The 16,785-nt window shown below is 48.7% G+C and carries 13 protein-coding genes; 12 read left to right on the forward strand and 1 reads right to left on the reverse strand.

Annotated features, from left to right (window positions below; genetic code table 11):
• Window positions 1-79: 79 nt before the first annotated feature.
• Window positions 80-1,360 carry a sulfate adenylyltransferase gene (gene sat, locus ACO05Z_RS00295; RefSeq protein WP_421899203.1) on the reverse strand — a complete coding sequence of 427 codons (1,281 nt, stop codon included), beginning with the start codon at window positions 1,358-1,360 and terminating at the stop codon, window positions 80-82.
• Window positions 1,361-2,258: 898 nt separating this feature from the next.
• Between sat and aprB the strand changes: the two genes are divergently transcribed.
• The 12 genes from aprB to ACO05Z_RS00355 all read left to right on the forward strand — a co-directional run bounded on the left by aprB (window position 2,259) and on the right by ACO05Z_RS00355 (window position 16,785).
• Window positions 2,259-2,744 carry an adenylyl-sulfate reductase subunit beta gene (gene aprB / locus ACO05Z_RS00300; protein WP_012765822.1) on the forward strand — a complete coding sequence of 162 codons (486 nt, stop codon included), beginning with the start codon at window positions 2,259-2,261 and terminating at the stop codon, window positions 2,742-2,744.
• 68 nt (window positions 2,745-2,812) lie between these two features.
• On the forward strand, window positions 2,813-4,804 hold the full coding sequence (gene aprA, locus ACO05Z_RS00305) for an adenylyl-sulfate reductase subunit alpha (RefSeq protein ID WP_421899206.1): 1,992 nt from the start codon (window positions 2,813-2,815) through the stop codon (window positions 4,802-4,804).
• Between the two features lie 158 nt (window positions 4,805-4,962).
• Window positions 4,963-6,201, forward strand: a complete 1,239-nt coding sequence (locus ACO05Z_RS00310; RefSeq protein ID WP_421899208.1) for a CoB--CoM heterodisulfide reductase iron-sulfur subunit A family protein — start codon at window positions 4,963-4,965, stop codon at window positions 6,199-6,201.
• Between the two features lie 6 nt (window positions 6,202-6,207).
• On the forward strand, window positions 6,208-8,484 hold the full coding sequence (locus tag ACO05Z_RS00315) for a hydrogenase iron-sulfur subunit (protein WP_421899210.1): 2,277 nt from the start codon (window positions 6,208-6,210) through the stop codon (window positions 8,482-8,484).
• Window positions 8,485-8,498: 14 nt separating this feature from the next.
• Window positions 8,499-9,719, forward strand: a complete 1,221-nt coding sequence (gene qmoC, locus ACO05Z_RS00320; RefSeq protein WP_421899212.1) for a quinone-interacting membrane-bound oxidoreductase complex subunit QmoC — start codon at window positions 8,499-8,501, stop codon at window positions 9,717-9,719.
• Between the two features lie 21 nt (window positions 9,720-9,740).
• The gene (locus ACO05Z_RS00325) at window positions 9,741-10,427 is read left to right on the forward strand and encodes a hypothetical protein (RefSeq protein WP_421899214.1); all 687 of its coding nucleotides are present in this window, start codon (window positions 9,741-9,743) and stop codon (window positions 10,425-10,427) included.
• A gap of 621 nt (window positions 10,428-11,048) precedes the next feature.
• On the forward strand, window positions 11,049-11,804 hold the full coding sequence (locus ACO05Z_RS00330) for an ABC transporter ATP-binding protein (RefSeq protein ID WP_421899216.1): 756 nt from the start codon (window positions 11,049-11,051) through the stop codon (window positions 11,802-11,804).
• A 26-nt stretch (window positions 11,805-11,830) separates the two neighbouring features.
• Window positions 11,831-12,964, forward strand: coding sequence for a branched-chain amino acid ABC transporter substrate-binding protein (locus tag ACO05Z_RS00335; protein WP_421899218.1), 1,134 nt, complete (start codon window positions 11,831-11,833; stop codon window positions 12,962-12,964).
• Between the two features lie 65 nt (window positions 12,965-13,029).
• Entirely contained in the window at window positions 13,030-13,932 is a 903-nt protein-coding gene (locus ACO05Z_RS00340) for a branched-chain amino acid ABC transporter permease (RefSeq protein WP_012765830.1), read from the forward strand.
• Between the two features lie 28 nt (window positions 13,933-13,960).
• Window positions 13,961-15,130, forward strand: coding sequence for an ABC transporter permease subunit (locus ACO05Z_RS00345; protein ID WP_421899221.1), 1,170 nt, complete (start codon window positions 13,961-13,963; stop codon window positions 15,128-15,130).
• Between the two features lie 3 nt (window positions 15,131-15,133).
• The gene (locus ACO05Z_RS00350) at window positions 15,134-15,847 is read left to right on the forward strand and encodes an ABC transporter ATP-binding protein (RefSeq protein ID WP_421899223.1); all 714 of its coding nucleotides are present in this window, start codon (window positions 15,134-15,136) and stop codon (window positions 15,845-15,847) included.
• A 176-nt stretch (window positions 15,848-16,023) separates the two neighbouring features.
• Entirely contained in the window at window positions 16,024-16,785 is a 762-nt protein-coding gene (locus ACO05Z_RS00355; RefSeq protein ID WP_421899225.1) for a substrate-binding periplasmic protein, read from the forward strand.

Consider the following 16,785-nt stretch of genomic DNA (forward strand, 5'->3'; position numbering starts at 1 on the left):
TTCGCCCGTAATGAAAAGAAAAAGGGGAGAGGCGAAAACCGCCTCCCCCCTGAATAAGCAAGTAGTGATACTACTTAAATTACATTGCGTCGCCGGAAGCTGCGCCCTGCATTTTGACTTCAACCTTTTCGGTGAGGCCTTCGTAGTATTCGCGGAGCTGTACGAGAACTTCGTCACGACCGAAGTGATCTACGATTTCAGCGCCTTCGGAGAGAGCCTTACGCAGTTTGGTACCGGAAAGGATTACGCGGGACTCTTTTTCGTGGGGGCAGGTTCTCAGGGAAGCCATGCCGTCGCACTTGTAGCAGTAGAAAGTCCAGTCAATCTTCATGGGCTCACAAAGGAGAGCTTTACCGGGCTCGGGGCAAGCTTCAGTTGCGTAAGGAATCTTGTCGAAGATTTCCTGAGCTTCGAACAGACCGTAGAAGTCACCAACACCAGCGTGGTCACGACCGATCAGCATGCGGTTAACACCGTAGTTCTGACGGAAGGTAGCGTGGAGGAGGCCTTCACGGGGGCCTGCGTAACGCATATCGAGGGGGTAACCAGCCTGGATAACGTTTTCTTTAACAAAGTAGTGCTCAACGAGAGTGTCGATTGCTTTAACACGTACTTCAGCAGGAATGTCACCGGGCTTGAGGTTACCGATCAGGGAGTGGATCAGACAACCGTCACAAACTTCGATGGAGATTTTTGCCAGGAATTCGTGAGAGCGGTGCATGGGGTTACGGAGCTGGAGAGCGGAAACAGTGGACCAGCCTTTTTCGTCGAACATTGCACGGGTTTCTGCGGGACGCAGGTAAACGCCTTTGTACTGTTCGGGGTACTCACCTTCGGAGAGAACTTTAACGGGACCAGCGAGGTTGTACTTTTTCTGAGCCATAACCATCTGAACACCAGGGTGATCTTCAAGAGCTGTTTTCCAGAAGATGGAATCTTCGGATTCTTCGCCTTCACCTTTGAAGACTTCGTAGCATTCCCACTTTTTGTCTTCTTCGGTCATTTCGTACTTTTCGGTGATCTGCATGGTAGCGTATACTTCACCGTTGTTAACGAGAGCGATTTCGTCGCCAACTTTAACGTCTTCATCGTCGGAGTCGAGAGTTACCGGTACAGGCCAGAAGGTGCCGTCTTCCATGAGGAATTTTTCACAAACGCCTTTCCAGTCAGCTTTACCCATGAAGCCGTTCAGGGGGGAGAAACCACCACATCCCATCATGATGAGGTCGCCTTTTGCGCGGTCGGAAATTTCGATCTGCTTGAGACCTTCTGCTTTTTTCTGTTCAGCAGCGAGTTCTGCACCTTCGAGCAGGCAGCATACAAGACCTTTACCACCGTGAGGGGCTACGAGCTTAGACATGTTTACGTCTCCTTGTAGTAATTATTTTTTTCAACACCTTGGCCCTTCCGCAAGACCTCCGGATCAGAGATCTTCGGCCTCCGGGTATACTGGTGGAGGCTGCGCTTCTGAATTGAAGCGGGTCTGCGGAACGAAAATTCGTAAAAACCATTATCATGGAGCGAGCTTCTAGGATAGTCCTAAAAGGCATTTTCTCCATAAAGCTTAAGAGGGGTTATGAATGGTTTGTGAAAGAAATGTCAAGGGCAAAATTGAAATAGAGTGAAATTTTTCACTTAGTCTAAGTGGAGAAAGTGGGGTGTAAAATGATAGTTTCAATGAAATCCGTTTTATTCTAGATGTTTATGTGATAGTAATATTGTTTTGATGGGAAAGTGTAGTTAAGAGTGGGCGGTTTGGTCTTGAGTGGTTTTTTATAGAGAGTGGTAGGTGAGTGCTTGTTGTTGTGTTTTAAGTCAAGAAAGTGTCTTTTATGTTTCATATTATATGTAGCTATTATTTGGAGTCTGTCTAGAGAATATCAGGGAAAAGTCTATGTTGTTGCTGTGTAAAATCGGTTTGTTATGTCTGTTGTGAAGAAAATCCCACAATCTGAAAAAAAGGCTTGCAATTAAAGGCTAGATTGAACTAAATACCAATCCATGATGGAACACATTATTGTTTTGTCGCAAAAGCTCGGAGCTGTTTTCGAACTGTTCGGAGGACTGGGCGACAGTGTTTCTAAGCCGTTTATATAGCGGATTTGAAATTAGCTTGTTCTAAATTTCACTTTCGCCTTGACACCGAGTGAGGGGCTTGATAGTTACTAATTTCACGAGCCTTGAACTTTAGGCAAGATTATAAATGGTTATAGGATGTCGGTGATTGATAACATTAAACCCTTTTAGGAGGACTAGGTATGCCGACCTTTGTCAATCCGGAAAAGTGTGATGGCTGTAAAGGTGGAGAAAAAACCGCCTGCATGTACATCTGCCCTAACGATCTTATGATCCTGGATCCCGAAGAAATGCGGGCTTACAACCAGGAACCCGAAGGATGCTGGGAGTGTTACTCCTGCGTAAAAATTTGTCCCCAGGGCGCTATTGAAGCTCGTCCCTACGGTGACTTCGCACCCATGGGTGGTACTTCCATCCCCATGCGTTCCGCTGAAGACATCATGTGGACCGTTAAATTCCGTAACGGTAACGTAAAGCGCTTCAAGTTCCCCATTCGCACTACCCCTGAAGGTTCTATCAAACCTTATGAAGGTAAACCCGAGCCGACTGACCTCGACAACGAGCTCCTCTTCACTGAGACTGAACTGGCTACCCCCAAAGAAGTTCTCGGACAGAAGTTTGACGTTGCTGAAGCAGACAAGACTACTGCTTGGAAGGATCTGGATTAATCACTGCTAAGCTTTTGTCTTAGGTGTATTAATTCACGTAATCTAAAAAACCTAATTAAGGAGGAAACATGCCTCTTCTCCCTAGTAAAGAAGCTTCCAAAGGTGTTGCTCTCGCAGAACCTGAGCTTATAGAAAAAGACGTGGACCTGCTCCTCGTCGGTGGTGGTATGGGTAACTGCGGTGTTGCTTATGAAGCAATGCGCTGGATCGAAAAAGTTGGTGGCGACATCTCCATCATGCTCCTCGATAAAGCTGCTATGGAACGTTCCGGTGCTGTTGCACAGGGTCTTTCCGCTATCAACACCTACCTTGGCGAAAACGACGCTGATGACTACGTACGCATGGTTCGTACTGACCTCATGGGCCTCGTCCGCGAAGACCTTATTTTTGACCTCGGCCGTCACGTTGATGACTCCGTTCACCTTTTTGAAGAGTGGGGCCTTCCCTGCTGGATCAAAAAAGACGGTAAGAACCTCGACGGTGCAGCTGCTAAAGCAGCTGGTCTCTCCCTGCGTAACGGCGACGCTTGCGTTCGTTCCGGTCGCTGGCAGATGATGATTAACGGTGAATCCTACAAGTGCATCGTTGCTGAAGCAGCTAAAATGGCTCTCGGCGAAGAAAACTACATGGAACGTATCTTCATCGTTAAAATGCTCCTCGACGCTAACGAACCCAACCGCATCGCTGGTGCTGTAGGTTTCTCCACTCGTGAAAACAAAGTATACGTTTTCAAATGTAACGCTGCTGTTGTTGCATGTGGTGGTGCAGTTAACGTTTACCGTCCTCGCTCCACTGGTGAAGGTATGGGTCGTGCTTGGTACCCCGTATGGAACGCTGGTTCCACCTACACCATGTGTGCACAGGTTGGTGCTGAAATGACCATGATGGAAAACCGCTTCGTACCCGCTCGTTTTAAAGACGGTTACGGTCCGGTTGGTGCATGGTTCCTGCTCTTCAAAGCTAAAGCAACCAACTACAAAGGCGAAGACTACTGCGAAACTAACCGCGCAATGCTCAAGCCTTACGAAGATCGCGGCTACGCTAAAGGTCACGTTATCCCGACCTGTCTGCGTAACCACATGATGCTCCGTGAAATGCGTGAAGGCCGCGGCCCCATCTACATGGATACCGCTACCGCACTGCAGAACACTTTCAAAGAACTCTCCCCCGCAGAGCAGAAGCACCTCGAGTCTGAAGCTTGGGAAGACTTTCTTGATATGTGTGTTGGTCAGGCTAACCTCTGGGCTTGTCAGAACATCGAACCTGAAAACTCCGGTTCCGAAATCATGCCCACCGAGCCTTACCTCCTCGGTTCTCACTCCGGTTGCTGCGGTATCTGGACTTCCGGTCCGGACGAAGACTGGGTTCCCGAAGATTACAAAGTTAAAGCTGACAACGGTAAAGTCTACAACCGTATGACCACCGTTAACGGCCTCTGGACCTGTGCTGACGGTGTTGGCGCATCCGGTCACAAGTTCTCTTCCGGTTCTCACGCTGAAGGCCGTATCGTTGGTAAGCAGATGGTACGCTGGGTTGTTGATCACAAAGACTTCAAACCCGCTATCAAAGAAAATGCTGCTGACCTCGCTAAAGAGATCTACCAGCCTTGGTACACCTACGAAGAAGGTAAAGGCATCTCTACCGACCCCGTAGTTAACCCCAACTACATCACTCCCAAGAACTTCATGATGCGCCTTGTTAAGGCAACTGATGAATACGGTGGTGGTGTTGGTACCATGTACGTGACTTCTAAGTCTCTCCTGCACACCGGTTTCCACCTTCTCGAAATGCTCGAAGAAGACTCCAGAAAACTGGCTGCTCGTGACCTCCACGAACTCATGCGCTGCTGGGAGCAGTTCCACAGACTGTGGACTGTACGCCTGCACATGCAGCACATTGAATTCCGTGAAGAGTCCCGTTACCCCGGTTTCTACTACCGCGGTGACTTCATGGGTCTCGATGATTCCAAGTGGAAATGCTTCGTCAACTCCAAGTATGACGTTGAAAAAGGTGAAACCACCGTATTCAAAAGAGCATACCACCAGATCATCCCCACCTAAGCCGGGAATGATATACGCGGCTGCGGGCTTAAAGCCCGCAGCCGTTCTTTTACGGCTTGCACTGAAATGGTCTGAATCCGTATTGCGACCCTTCGGTCGGTGTCCGGGTTTGGGCCATTTTAAGGCTCAGGGCTTCTAAGAGTTCAGGAGGATAGAGAATGTCAAATAGCATACTTGTCGTAGGCGGCGGGTTCAGTGGTATCACTGCTGCACTCGAAGCCGCTGAAGTAGGCCATGAAGTCTTCATCGTGGAGAAGGCGCCGTATCTGGGTGGCCGGGTGATGCAGCTGAATAAATATTTTCCGAAGCTGTGTCCTCCTTCCTGCGGACTGGAGATTCAGTTTCAGAGAATCAAAAACAACAAGAACGTAAAGTTCTTTACCTTGGCTGAAGTGGAATCCATCAGCGGTTCCAAAGGCGAATACGAAGTCAAGGTTCGCATCAAGCCCAGATATGTGGGTCCCGGCAGTGTTGAGCTCACTGACGTCATCGAGAAACTGTCCAATGACATTACCGATGAATTTGAGTTCAAACTCTGTGACCGCAAGGCTCTTTACATGGATGTACCTTTCGCGTTCCCCGCTAGATACGTTCTTGAAAAAGAAAATTGCACAGATGAAGATCTCAAACTCCTCGAAGGTGTCGATGTAATCGACCTGAAAGAAGAGGAAAAGGTCATCACACTTAATGTAGGTTCCATCGTCTACGCTACCGGCTGGAAGCCTTACGATGTTACCAAACTTTCCAACCTCGGTGCAGGTACCGTAAAGAACTGTATTTCCAACATGGCGATGGAAAGACTTGCAGCTCCCAGCGGACCTACCGACGGTCAGATTGTGCGCCCCTCTGACGGTGCACAGCCCAAAAACATCGCATTCGTACAATGTGCGGGTTCCCGCGATGAAAACCACCTCAACTTCTGTTCCTACATCTGTTGCATGGCTTCCCTGAAGCAGGCTGCATATGTACGTGATCAGTACCCTGATGCAAAGGTCACCATCTATTACATCGACCTGCGTACTCCAGGACGTTACGATAAGTTTGCCAAACGCATTCTTTCCGATGACAGAATCAACGCCGTTAAAGGTAAAGTTGCTGAAGTTATCGAAGAATCCGGTTCCGGCAATGTTCTCGTCACAGTTGAGGATGCTGAATCCGGTATTAAGTCCCAGAACGAGCATGATCTCGTAGTTCTGGCTACCGGTATGCAGCCCAGTCTTGCAGGTACCCCGGTTCCTTCCGGCGTACAGGTTGACGATCAGGGCTTTATTGTCGGCGGTGAGGAACAAGGCATTTTCGCTGCCGGGTGTGCAAAGCAGCCTCTGGATGTCATGAAGACAGCCCAGTCCGGTACTGCTGCCGCTCTCAAAGCGATCCAAACGGTGATAGGGAGGTAAGTCGACATGCCCGAAAAAATCGGTGTTTATTTCGACCAAGCGAGCGTATCTCCTTACCTGAACGCTGAAGATATGGCTGAACTGGTCGGTCGCGTTTACGCGAACGAGTGTCCGGTCGTAAAGGTGCACCCGCGTCTTAACAGCGAGGAAGGAAGAAAGCTCATTCAGGAAGATATCGACGCTGGCAACGTTGACGCAGTATGTATCTGCGGCACTAGCCCTCGCGTTGACTGGGATATTTTCGACTTTGACAATGTCGCAGTCGAACGAGTCAACCTGCGTGAACAGTGCATCAAGGTTTTCAGGAATCCCGACGGCACCATGCCCGATCCGGAAGGCGAAGTTCCTGAGCTCCTCAAAATAATGGCAAACGAATACGTCAAAATGGGTGTTACCAAGCTGCTCAAAACCAACGAGCAGGAATCTCAGGCTTTCGACGCCAACAAAGTCGTCATGGTTATGGGTGGTGGTTTCACCGGTCTTACCGCAGCTCTCTATGCTGCCAAGACCAACCACGACGTAATTTTGGTAGAAAAGGAAGCCAATCTTGGTGGTAAGGCTGCCGGAATGTACAAGACATTCCCTCTTTCCTACCCCTATACTGAAGCACATGAAACTGGCATTGAGGCTCTGATCTCTGAAGTTCAGTCCAATTCCAGAATTAAAGTGCTGACTTCTGCACAGCTCGAAGCTCTTGAAGGCGCTCCCGGCCAGTACACTGCTAAAGTAAAAGTCGGTGGTTCTGTTGAAGAGATGCCCGTTGGTGCATGTGTTCTGGCTACCGGTTGGGTTCCCCAGGATACCAAATACGTAGAGCCCATGGGTTACGGTTCTTCCAAGGTTGTGACTGCTGCTGAATTTGAAGCCATGGTCAAGGAAGGCAAAATGACTGCAAAGTCTGTTGCTTTCGTTCTTGATACCCGCCTCAGTGAAGCTGAATTCGCTGCTCAGGAAGCCGCTGCTGCTGATTCCACCGAGGAAGCTGAAGAAGCTCCCAAGGCTGAAGAAGGCGAAGAAGCTGAAGAAACTTTTGTCTACGAAGACATGGAATCTTACAAGCACCTTCCCTACACTTCTGAGTTGAGCAGTCTCGTTGCCCTCAAGCAGGCCAACTACGTACGCGAAAAGAATGACGACGCTGTTGCTTACATCATCTATGATCACATGATGGTTCCTGGTGTAAACGAGCGATACTACCGTGCAGCACAGGATAACCCCGGTGTTATGCTGACTAAAGGTACCGTAACTTCCATCAAGGAAGAGGGTGCCGGAATGGTTGTTTGCGCAAGCAACACCCTGCTCGGTGAAAATATTGAAATCGAAGCTGAACTGGTCGTAGTTCCCACCGGTATGGTTCCCACCACCGCGCACGATCCGACCATCAACCTCGTATACAGACAGGGGCCTGCATTCCCCGATCTCCAGCAGTTCGACGGTTACGCAGACTCCAACTACATCTGCTTCCCCTACGAAACACGCCGTACCGGTATTTATGCCGCAGGTTGTGTCCGTCAGCCCATGTCCATGGGACTGGCTCGTGAGGATGCAGCAGGTGCTGTCCTGAAAGCGATCCAGTGCATCAACTCCTCCAACCATGGCGTTGCTGTTCACCCCCGCTCCGGTGACACCACCTATCCTGTTTTCAACTTCATGCGCTGCACCCAGTGTAAGCGTTGTACCGAGGAATGTCCCTTCGGCGCACTTGATGATGATGAAAAAGGAACACCAATGCCGAATCCGTCCCGTTGCCGCCGCTGCGGTACCTGTATGGGTGCCTGCCCTGAGCGCGTAATCGGATTCGACAACTATAACATCGACATGATCGGTTCCATGATCAAACAGGTCGACGTGCCTGATGATATGGAAGTCGGCGGTCCCCGCTTTATCGTACTGGCCTGTGAAAACGATGCCTACCCGGCACTCGATATGGCAGCAATGCGCGGTAAAGGCTGGTCTCCCTATGTTCGTGTCGTTCCCGTCCGTTGCCTCGGCTCTGTAAACACCATCTGGATTGCGGATGCTATGTCCAAGGGTGTTGATGGAGTTCTGCTGCTCGGTTGTAAATACGGTGAAGACTACCAGTGCCACTTTATGAAGGGGTCTGAGCTTTGTAACCGCCGTATGGAAAACGTCGCTGATTCTCTGAACAGACTTGGCGTTGAACCCGAGCGTGTTGTTCAGGCTGAACTTGCCATCGATGAATACGACAAAGTTCCCGACATGATCGATAACTTTGTCAGCGAGATGATCAAGATCGGTCCTAACCCGTTCAAGGGCTACTAGGAGGTAGACGCGATATGGAAAAAGATATTCGCATTAAACCGGATCTTCAGTTCATCAAGGAACTGCAGGAAGTCGGTGGCGATAGCCTCAAGAAGTGCTACCAGTGCGCTACCTGCTCCGTAGCATGTCCCCTGTCGCCTGCCGATAATCCTTACCCGCGTAAGGAAATGGTTTGGGCTCAGTGGGGCCTTAAAGACAAACTTGAAACTGACATCGATATCTGGCTGTGCCACAACTGCGGTACCTGCTCCGACCTGTGCCCCCGCGGCGCTCGTCCTGCAGACCTGCTCGCAGGACTGCGTAACATGGCCTATAAGAAGATGATGACCCCCACCATTATTGGTGAGTGGATGAGTTCTCCCAAGCACCTGCCCAAGCTTATTGCTATTCCGGCAGCTATCTACATGGTGATTTGGTTCATCATGGCGGGAGTACGCGGTTCCTTCTTCCCTCTCAAAGATGGTAAAATCGTCTACGGACATCTGTTCCCCGGCGACTTCACCATTGACCCCATCTTCATGATTGCCTTCGGCTTCATGGCGTGGACCTTCTACAAGGGAGTGAAGAACCTTATTGCATCCTTCAAGGACCAGCCTAAGGTCTTTGCTGTAGGTGACAAATCTGAAAAGCCCAGCATGCTGGAGTGCTTCATCGACGTTTGCAAAAACGAACTGTTGACCCACTCCAAGTGGAAAGAGTGCGGCGAAAACGATGAATCCGACGAACAGAAGTTCAACGGTCACCGTTACATTATGCTCGCATTCATCTGCCTGATGATTGTAACCGGTGTGGTTGCTGTAACCCACTGGGGTGGAAAGATTATTCCTTTCCTCTCTCCCATCGGCCATACCCCCATGCCGCTGTGGCACCCGATCAAGATTCTGGCCAACGTTGGTGCAGTACTGCTGGTTTACTCCCTCGTACTGTTGACCAAACGTAGGTTGAATCAGGACCAGTCCGTACACGTATCCAGCTACTATGACTGGTACCTGCTCGGCCTGATCTGGACCGTCGCAGTAACTGGTATCATGTGTGAACTTCTGCGTCTCCTCGGCGTGGCAATTCTCGCATACCCCATGTACTACGTACACTTGGTCGCCGTATTCATGATGTTTGTCTATCTGCCGTGGTCCAAGCTTGGACACCTCGTCTACAGGACTGCAGCTTTAACTTATGCAAGATACATTGGCCGTCTGCCCATGCCGGTCCGTGAAGAAAAGACTTTTACTCTGTAATAGAGCAAGGAGGAACTAACCATGTCTGAAGCACGCAAAACTTTCCCCATGAGCACTTTTGTGTCCTACATCAAGGGTGGCGAAAGCAACAACTCTGTACAGGAACTTCTGGGTTACATGACTCAGAAAGATATCGATGCTGAATTCGAACCTTTTGCAGCAGCTCTTGCAAAAGCATGGATCTACGAACAGCATCCTGAACTGGCTAAAATGAAAACCGGTCAGGTTACCGGCCTCGGCGACAACGTATCCGTTGGCGCACTTCCCGGCGACGTTATGACTCAGGTTGACGCTATCTTCGGAAAGCTCGCTGAATACCGTTCCACCATCTCTGAACAGGCTGCTAAAGTTCAGGATCTGGAAACCAAACTTGCTGCTGCTGAAGGCAAACTCGGTGAAACCGAAAAAGCCATGGCTGAGTACAAAGGCAAGTGTGAAGCTTTCGAAGCTGCTGGTAAAGACGAAGGCGACAAAGTCATCGTTACTTCCCAGGAAAAAGTTGAAGAGTACATCGGCAAGGTTGATGAACTCCTCAAGATGATCGAAGACGTTAAAAAGCACGGCGTAGTAACTGTTGCAGCTGGTGCTGTTGCTGAAGGCGCTGCTCCTGCTGCCGGTGCTGCTGACGCTGGCGCTCCCGAAACCGGTGGCGCTCCTGCTGAAGACTTCGGCTTCGGTTCCGATCCCTTCGGTGATGACAGCTGGTAGGCCGGTAAAAGCCTCTTAGCTTCATTCAATTGAAGTACGTAAGGCCCTGTCCGCAATGCGGACAGGGCCTATTTTTTTGCTTAAGCCCTTACAGAATAAAATTTTTTTTGAAAAATTTTACATAAGTGAGAACTCAATTACTGATGTAAAAAAGTCGTTGCAATGCAATTTAAGAAAAAACTCGAATTTAATTCATGAAAAGTGTATTTTTAGAGATAAAATGTCAGCTAAAGCCCAGAGCGCAATGATTTAGATGGAAATTAGCCAAATATGGAAAATAGTGCTAAATATATGGACAATTTTGTAAGCAAAAAAAGTCTTTTATTAAGTGTTATAATCTGTATGATTAAATGTGAATCAGTAGATGTAGATACTAATGTTAGAGAAAAGTACTAGAATACAGAATATAGTAAAAAATGTATTCTACTGTTCCTTGATCAGGTAATCAACTGTATTGTTCTTGAATTTGTACTGATACTGATCCTGCAATCAGTTGGATTGTTTTATTCTCGATAAAACATTGTTGTTGCGAATATTAATTCTTTAGATCGGGCTAGTAAGGAATAAAAAACGTCTTCTGCCTTGATCTCAAGAAGAATAATGTGTATAGGTATGTCCAATATGGCAGAACTTCATTTACACGACGTGAGCGTCCGCTTTGGTGGACTGCAGGCTTTGGCAGAGGTTAACTTCTCTCTCATGCCGGGAGAGATAGTGGGGCTGATCGGTCCCAACGGCGCTGGCAAAACCACAGTCTTTAACGTGATTACCGGAGTTTATTCAGCTTCCGGTGGACACGTGGAGTATAACGGCGAGAAATTGACCGGGCTTAAGCCGTATCAGGTGCTCCATAAAGGCATTGCCAGAACCTTCCAGAATATTCGTCTGTTCCAGAACATGACCGCCCTTGAAAATGTAATGGTTGCTCAGCACTCCCGCTCCTCTTGCGGGGTCTTCGGCGCTATTTTTCGCACTCCGGCCCAGAAGAGGGAGGAAGCGCGGATCAAGGAAAAGGCTATGGAGGAGCTCCGTTTTGCGGAGCTGGATGAATATGCTGATGAGGTGGCGTCCAGTCTTCCATACGGCCATCAGCGCAGGCTTGAGATCGCAAGGGCACTGGCTTCCGAGCCTAGTTCCATCTTGCTTGATGAACCTGCAGCAGGGCTGAATCCGGCGGAAAGTGCGGAGTTGATGGAAACGATCCGAAAAATCTCTGAAAGAGGCATTAATGTGCTGATGGTTGAACATGATATGAAAGTTGTCATGGGTATCTGCCAGCGCTTGGTGGTTCTTGATCACGGAGTAATGATTGCAAAGGGGAACCCTGAAGAAATTCAGAAGAATCCTGCTGTAATTGAGGCATATCTGGGTAACTAACTATTCACTTTAGGGAGGCTCATTTTATGAAACGTTCTATCATGACAGCTATGCTTGTCGCAGCAATTCTGATGCTGAGTGCAGGCATGGTGTTCGCGAAAACACTCAAAGTCGGAACCATGGGACCCTTGACCGGACCCTACGCAGCTGACGGTAATGACATCAAAAACGGTGTGCTCACAGCAGTGGAAGTTGTTAAAGCAAACGGTGGAATCCCCGGCTTTGATGAAATCGTGGTCCTGCCTCAGGATACCGCATGCGAACCCCGTCAGGCTGTTGCAACTGCAAACAAACTGATCAACGAAGAAGCTAACGGCGTTGTCGGAGCATATTGCTCAAGTGCGACTTTGCCTGCTTCTGAAGTGCTTGATGAAGAATCCATCGTCATGATCACTCCGGCCTCCACCAATGAAAAAGTTACCTCCCGCGGTCTGCCTTACATGTTCCGCATGTGCGGTCGTGATGATGACCAGGGTGCTATCGCTCTCAAGTTCATGCAGGAGAAACTTGGTGCCAAGTCCGTATATATCGTTGACGATAAGACAGCTTATTCTCAGGGACTGGCTGACGGTGTTGAAAAAATGTGTAAGGCCGCTGGAATCAAAGTTCTCGGACACGAGCACGTAAACCAGGGCGACAAAGACTTTTCCGCTATCCTGACTAAAGTTAAAAACAGCAATCCTGATGTATTCTACATGTCCATGCAGAACTCTGCTACCGGTGCTCTGATGCTTATTCAGGCCAAGCGCATGGGTATCAAGGCTGCACGTCTGGCACAGGATGCTGTTTACCATCCCCAGCTTATTGAGATTGCAAAAGATGCAGCTGAAAACGTTTACCTGACTTTCGGTTACATCGACAGCAATGCACCTGCATACAAAGAATTCTACGCAAAGTACCAGCCTAAGCACGGTGAGCCCGGTGCATACTCCGGTTATGCTTATGACTCCGCCATGGCTTACTTCAAGGCTGTTAAGGCTGCCGGATCTACCGATCCTGATAAAGTTAAAGCTGAACTCATGAAGCTTGATTACGATGGCGCAACCAAGCACATCAAGTTCAAGCCTAATGGAGACTCCGGCTCCAACTACATTATCCGTAAGGTTGATGGTGGCAAGTTCATTAACTACTGGAACCCCGCAACCGGTAAGCTCTACTAGAAGTACTTAAATCACGGTCCCCGTCTCTAAGGGCGGGGACCTTTACGCACAGCCCCCGGAATTCCATGGAATATTTTTTTCAGCAACTCATCAACGGTATCACCCTCGGCAGTGTCTACGCGCTGATCGCCTTGGGCTATACCATGGTGTACGGCATCATCCAGCTCATTAACTTTGCCCACGGCGAGTTTTTTGCTGCTGGCGGTTATGTCGGTGTTATCTTCATGAGTTACCTGCTTGCGCAGGGGGCTCCGGCATGGGTCTGCCTGTCCGGCTCGCTCATTTTAGCGATGGCTTATTGCGCAATGCTAGCCATGGCAGTTGAGAAAGTGGCCTACAAGCCGCTGCGAAGCTCATCAAGGCTTTCGGTGCTCCTTTCTGCGCTCGGTATGTCAATTTTTCTGCAGAATGGCCTGATGCTCACTCAGGGTGTATATGACAGACCCTATCCCACCGAACTGACTCAGGGTGGATTTGAATTCGGGACAGTCATGCTTTCTTACATGCAGCTGTTCATCGTCAGTTTGACCGCCTTTCTGCTGGTGGCCCTTAACTTTCTGGTCTTTAAGACCCGCATCGGTAAGGCCATGCGCTCAACCGCACAGGACAAAATTATGTCTGCGCTGGTTGGTATCAACTCCAACCGTATCATTAGCCTGACCTTCGCTATCGGTGCCGGATTGGCTGCAGCGGCGGGGATCATGGTCGGCCTTTATTATGGCTCTGTACGTTATGATATGGGTTTTGTGCCGGGCATCAAGGCCTTTGCGGCCGCAGTTCTGGGCGGAATCGGTAATATCACCGGGGCTATGATAGGCGGATTTATCATCGGTATGGTCGAAATTTTCGCTGCCGGATATATCTCCGGTGAATATAAGGATGTCTTCGCATTCCTGATCCTTATCGGAGTGCTTTATTTCAGACCTTCAGGAATCATGGGAGAGAACGTTGACGATACCAGAGTTTAAAAAGCACTGGACTTCTTTAGGCGTTGGGATGATCTGGCTGTTCGTCCTGCTCTGGCCTCTGCTTGGAGTAAAGCCTGAAGGATTGGAAGTAGCGACTACCTTTTCAGTCTGGTGGAAGATTGCAGCAGGCTGTTCATTTCTCTTGATTTTAAGACAGTTGAACAGCATCGGGGCATTCAAGTTTTTTACCCAGCCTGTCGGAGCGGCTGTCGGTGGAGTGAAAAAAGCCACTTCGACTCTGCCGTTTGCGGTCTGGGCCTTTGTTATACTGGCATTTGCAATGGCGTATCCGCATCTTTTCGGTCGCTATGCTCAGGACGTTGCCATCAACTGCATGATCTATATATGCCTCGGCCTCGGCCTGAATATTGTTGTGGGTCTCGCAGGTATGCTTGATCTCGGTTACATCGCTTTTTACGGACTTGGTGCATATACATATGCATTGCTCTCGGTTTCCTATAAGTTGGCTTTCTGGATCTGCCTGCCTCTCAGTGCGGCGGTTGCCGGACTTGGGGCCTGCATCATCGGTTACTGCTCCATGCGTATGCGTGGTGACTATCTAGCCATCGTAACGCTGGGTTTTGCGGAAATCGTGCGTATGGTGTTCAATAACTGGATGAGCCTGACCAATGGTCCCAACGGGATCACCGGGATCAAGGCTCCGGGCATATACTGGCCTGACTTTGCCAATGGATTTACCCTTGAACATCTCTGGCTCAAGAAACTTTCCTTGATTTACTATGTAATTCTGGCGCTGGTGGTTTTTACCATCATTGCGGTTTATCGTCTAAACCATTCCCGGATCGGGCGTGCATGGGAGGCCATCCGTGAAGATGAGACTGCCGCCGAAGTTATGGGGATTCCTACTTTTTATATGAAACTGCTGGCTTACTGCTCTGGAGCATGTTTCGGCGGTATGGCCGGAGCCTTTTATGCTGCACGTATGCGCTTTGTCAGCCCGGAATCATTTACTTTCCTTGAATCAGCAATGGTTCTTTCCATGGTTGTTCTCGGTGGTATGGGGTCCATCCCCGGGGTTATCCTCGGCGCACTGGCTCTCATCGCCCTGCCGGAGATTTTCAGGGATTTCGAACTCTATCGCATGCTGGTCTTCGGTGGCGTCATGACCTTAATGATGCTCTTCAGACCGCAGGGGTTACTGCCTCCCAAACGTAGAATGAAGGCGGAAAAGGATTAAGCCATGTCAGAACCTATCTTAGAACTTCGTGATGTCCATGCTGGATATGGCAGTATCAAGGCCCTGAAAGGTATCAATATCAAGGTCATGGAAGGGGAGATCGTTTCCATCATCGGCGCTAACGGTGCCGGGAAGTCCACCACCCTGATGACCATCTGCAATATCGTTAAGGCTACTGCCGGGGAAATTTATTACAAGGGCAAGTGCATCAATAAAGTTGCATCTGACAACCTGCCGTCCATGGGCCTCTGTCAGGTTCCGGAAGGGCGTCGTATTTTCCCAAGGCTGACCATTGAAGAAAACCTCGATATGGGGGCCTTCTTCCGCAATGACAATGAGATTGCAGACGATATGGAACGGGTCTTTGCTATGTTCCCCATCCTGCGCGAAAGGCGCAGGCAGGCCGGCGGAACCCTTTCCGGTGGTGAGCAGCAGATGCTGGCTATTGGGCGCGCGCTCATGAGTCGCCCGAAGGTTCTTCTTTTGGATGAACCTTCGCTTGGACTTGCGCCGCTTATCGTTAAGCAGATTTTTGACATCATTAATGAAATCAATAAATTAGGCACGACTATAATTCTGGTGGAGCAGAACGCAAAGGTTGCTCTAAGCATGGCCCATCGCGGTTACGTTCTGGAAACCGGAAACGTGGTCATGGAAGATGAAGCTTCGAAGCTGCTTGATAATCCGGATATCCAGAAGGCATATCTCGGCGAATAAAGAGTTATTATAACGATTGCCTCAAGGCCCCCGGAAACATCGGTTCCGGGGGCTTTCTTTTGAAATCAAGCCAATAGTTATGCACGGCCTATTAAATGATTCGTTTAGACTTAACCTTATGAACATGATATCTTTCCACTAAGTCTGTATATTCTATTTCAGGTAGGAGGAGTGTTTTGCTGCTGGCCCGGATGTTCAAAATTTTAAGTCTGTTATTGATATTTCAATTGATGATGACATCCAGTTATGCTGACGATGAAAATGTTATGCTGTCGACAGGGGAGTGGGCACCATATACGTCAGAATATATGTTGGATGGTGGCATATGCAGTGAAATTGTTAATTCAGCTTTTGCTGAAGTCGGCGTGAAAACAGAGTTGAAGTTCTATCCGTGGAAACGGGCTTTCCTCAGTTTTGAGCGTGGGGAAGTCATTGGTACTTATCCGTGGGTCAGGCGGAATGAAACCGAAGCATATTCCTGGCTGTCCAAGCCGTTGCATATTCAAAGGTATTCATTTTTTTATCATAAAAAGAATTTCCCCAATGGAATTAGTTACAACAGCCTAGATGAATTAATGAAATACAGAATAGGTATATGCCGTGGGTATTTTTATGGAAAGCAATTGACTGAAATGGGGTTGAATACGGAATTGGTCAGCAACGCACCCAATGGAATTATGATGTTAGTGAAGGGGTATATTGACTTGATGACAGAGGATTCAGTTGTCGGAAATTATCTGATCAGTGTTCTTATGACTGGTAGGGAACATGAATTCGGCGAGGTTCAGGCTCCTTTGCAGAATGAACCTGTGTATCTGCTTGTTTCGAAGAAGAATCCTGCTGGGAAAAATTTGATTATGCGATTCAACCGAGGGCTTGAAGAAATAAAATCTAATGGAATATATCAAGATATATTAAAAAAACATTCGTTGAATTAG

This window comes from Maridesulfovibrio sp. (assembly GCF_965230075.1).
GTDB lineage: Bacteria > Desulfobacterota > Desulfovibrionia > Desulfovibrionales > Desulfovibrionaceae > Maridesulfovibrio.

What these genes read in the sequence shown, in the direction of transcription:
- sat (WP_421899203.1), bottom strand. Translation starts at nt 1,360, where the DNA reads ATGTCTAAGCTCGTAGCCCCTCACGGTGGTAAAGGTCTTGTATGCTGC.
- aprB (WP_012765822.1), top strand. Translation starts at nt 2,259, where the DNA reads ATGCCGACCTTTGTCAATCCGGAAAAGTGTGATGGCTGTAAAGGTGGA.
- aprA (WP_421899206.1), top strand. Translation starts at nt 2,813, where the DNA reads ATGCCTCTTCTCCCTAGTAAAGAAGCTTCCAAAGGTGTTGCTCTCGCA.
- ACO05Z_RS00310 (WP_421899208.1), top strand. Translation starts at nt 4,963, where the DNA reads ATGTCAAATAGCATACTTGTCGTAGGCGGCGGGTTCAGTGGTATCACT.
- ACO05Z_RS00315 (WP_421899210.1), top strand. Translation starts at nt 6,208, where the DNA reads ATGCCCGAAAAAATCGGTGTTTATTTCGACCAAGCGAGCGTATCTCCT.
- qmoC (WP_421899212.1), top strand. Translation starts at nt 8,499, where the DNA reads ATGGAAAAAGATATTCGCATTAAACCGGATCTTCAGTTCATCAAGGAA.
- ACO05Z_RS00325 (WP_421899214.1), top strand. Translation starts at nt 9,741, where the DNA reads ATGTCTGAAGCACGCAAAACTTTCCCCATGAGCACTTTTGTGTCCTAC.
- ACO05Z_RS00330 (WP_421899216.1), top strand. Translation starts at nt 11,049, where the DNA reads ATGGCAGAACTTCATTTACACGACGTGAGCGTCCGCTTTGGTGGACTG.
- ACO05Z_RS00335 (WP_421899218.1), top strand. Translation starts at nt 11,831, where the DNA reads ATGAAACGTTCTATCATGACAGCTATGCTTGTCGCAGCAATTCTGATG.
- ACO05Z_RS00340 (WP_012765830.1), top strand. Translation starts at nt 13,030, where the DNA reads ATGGAATATTTTTTTCAGCAACTCATCAACGGTATCACCCTCGGCAGT.
- ACO05Z_RS00345 (WP_421899221.1), top strand. Translation starts at nt 13,961, where the DNA reads ATGATCTGGCTGTTCGTCCTGCTCTGGCCTCTGCTTGGAGTAAAGCCT.
- ACO05Z_RS00350 (WP_421899223.1), top strand. Translation starts at nt 15,134, where the DNA reads ATGTCAGAACCTATCTTAGAACTTCGTGATGTCCATGCTGGATATGGC.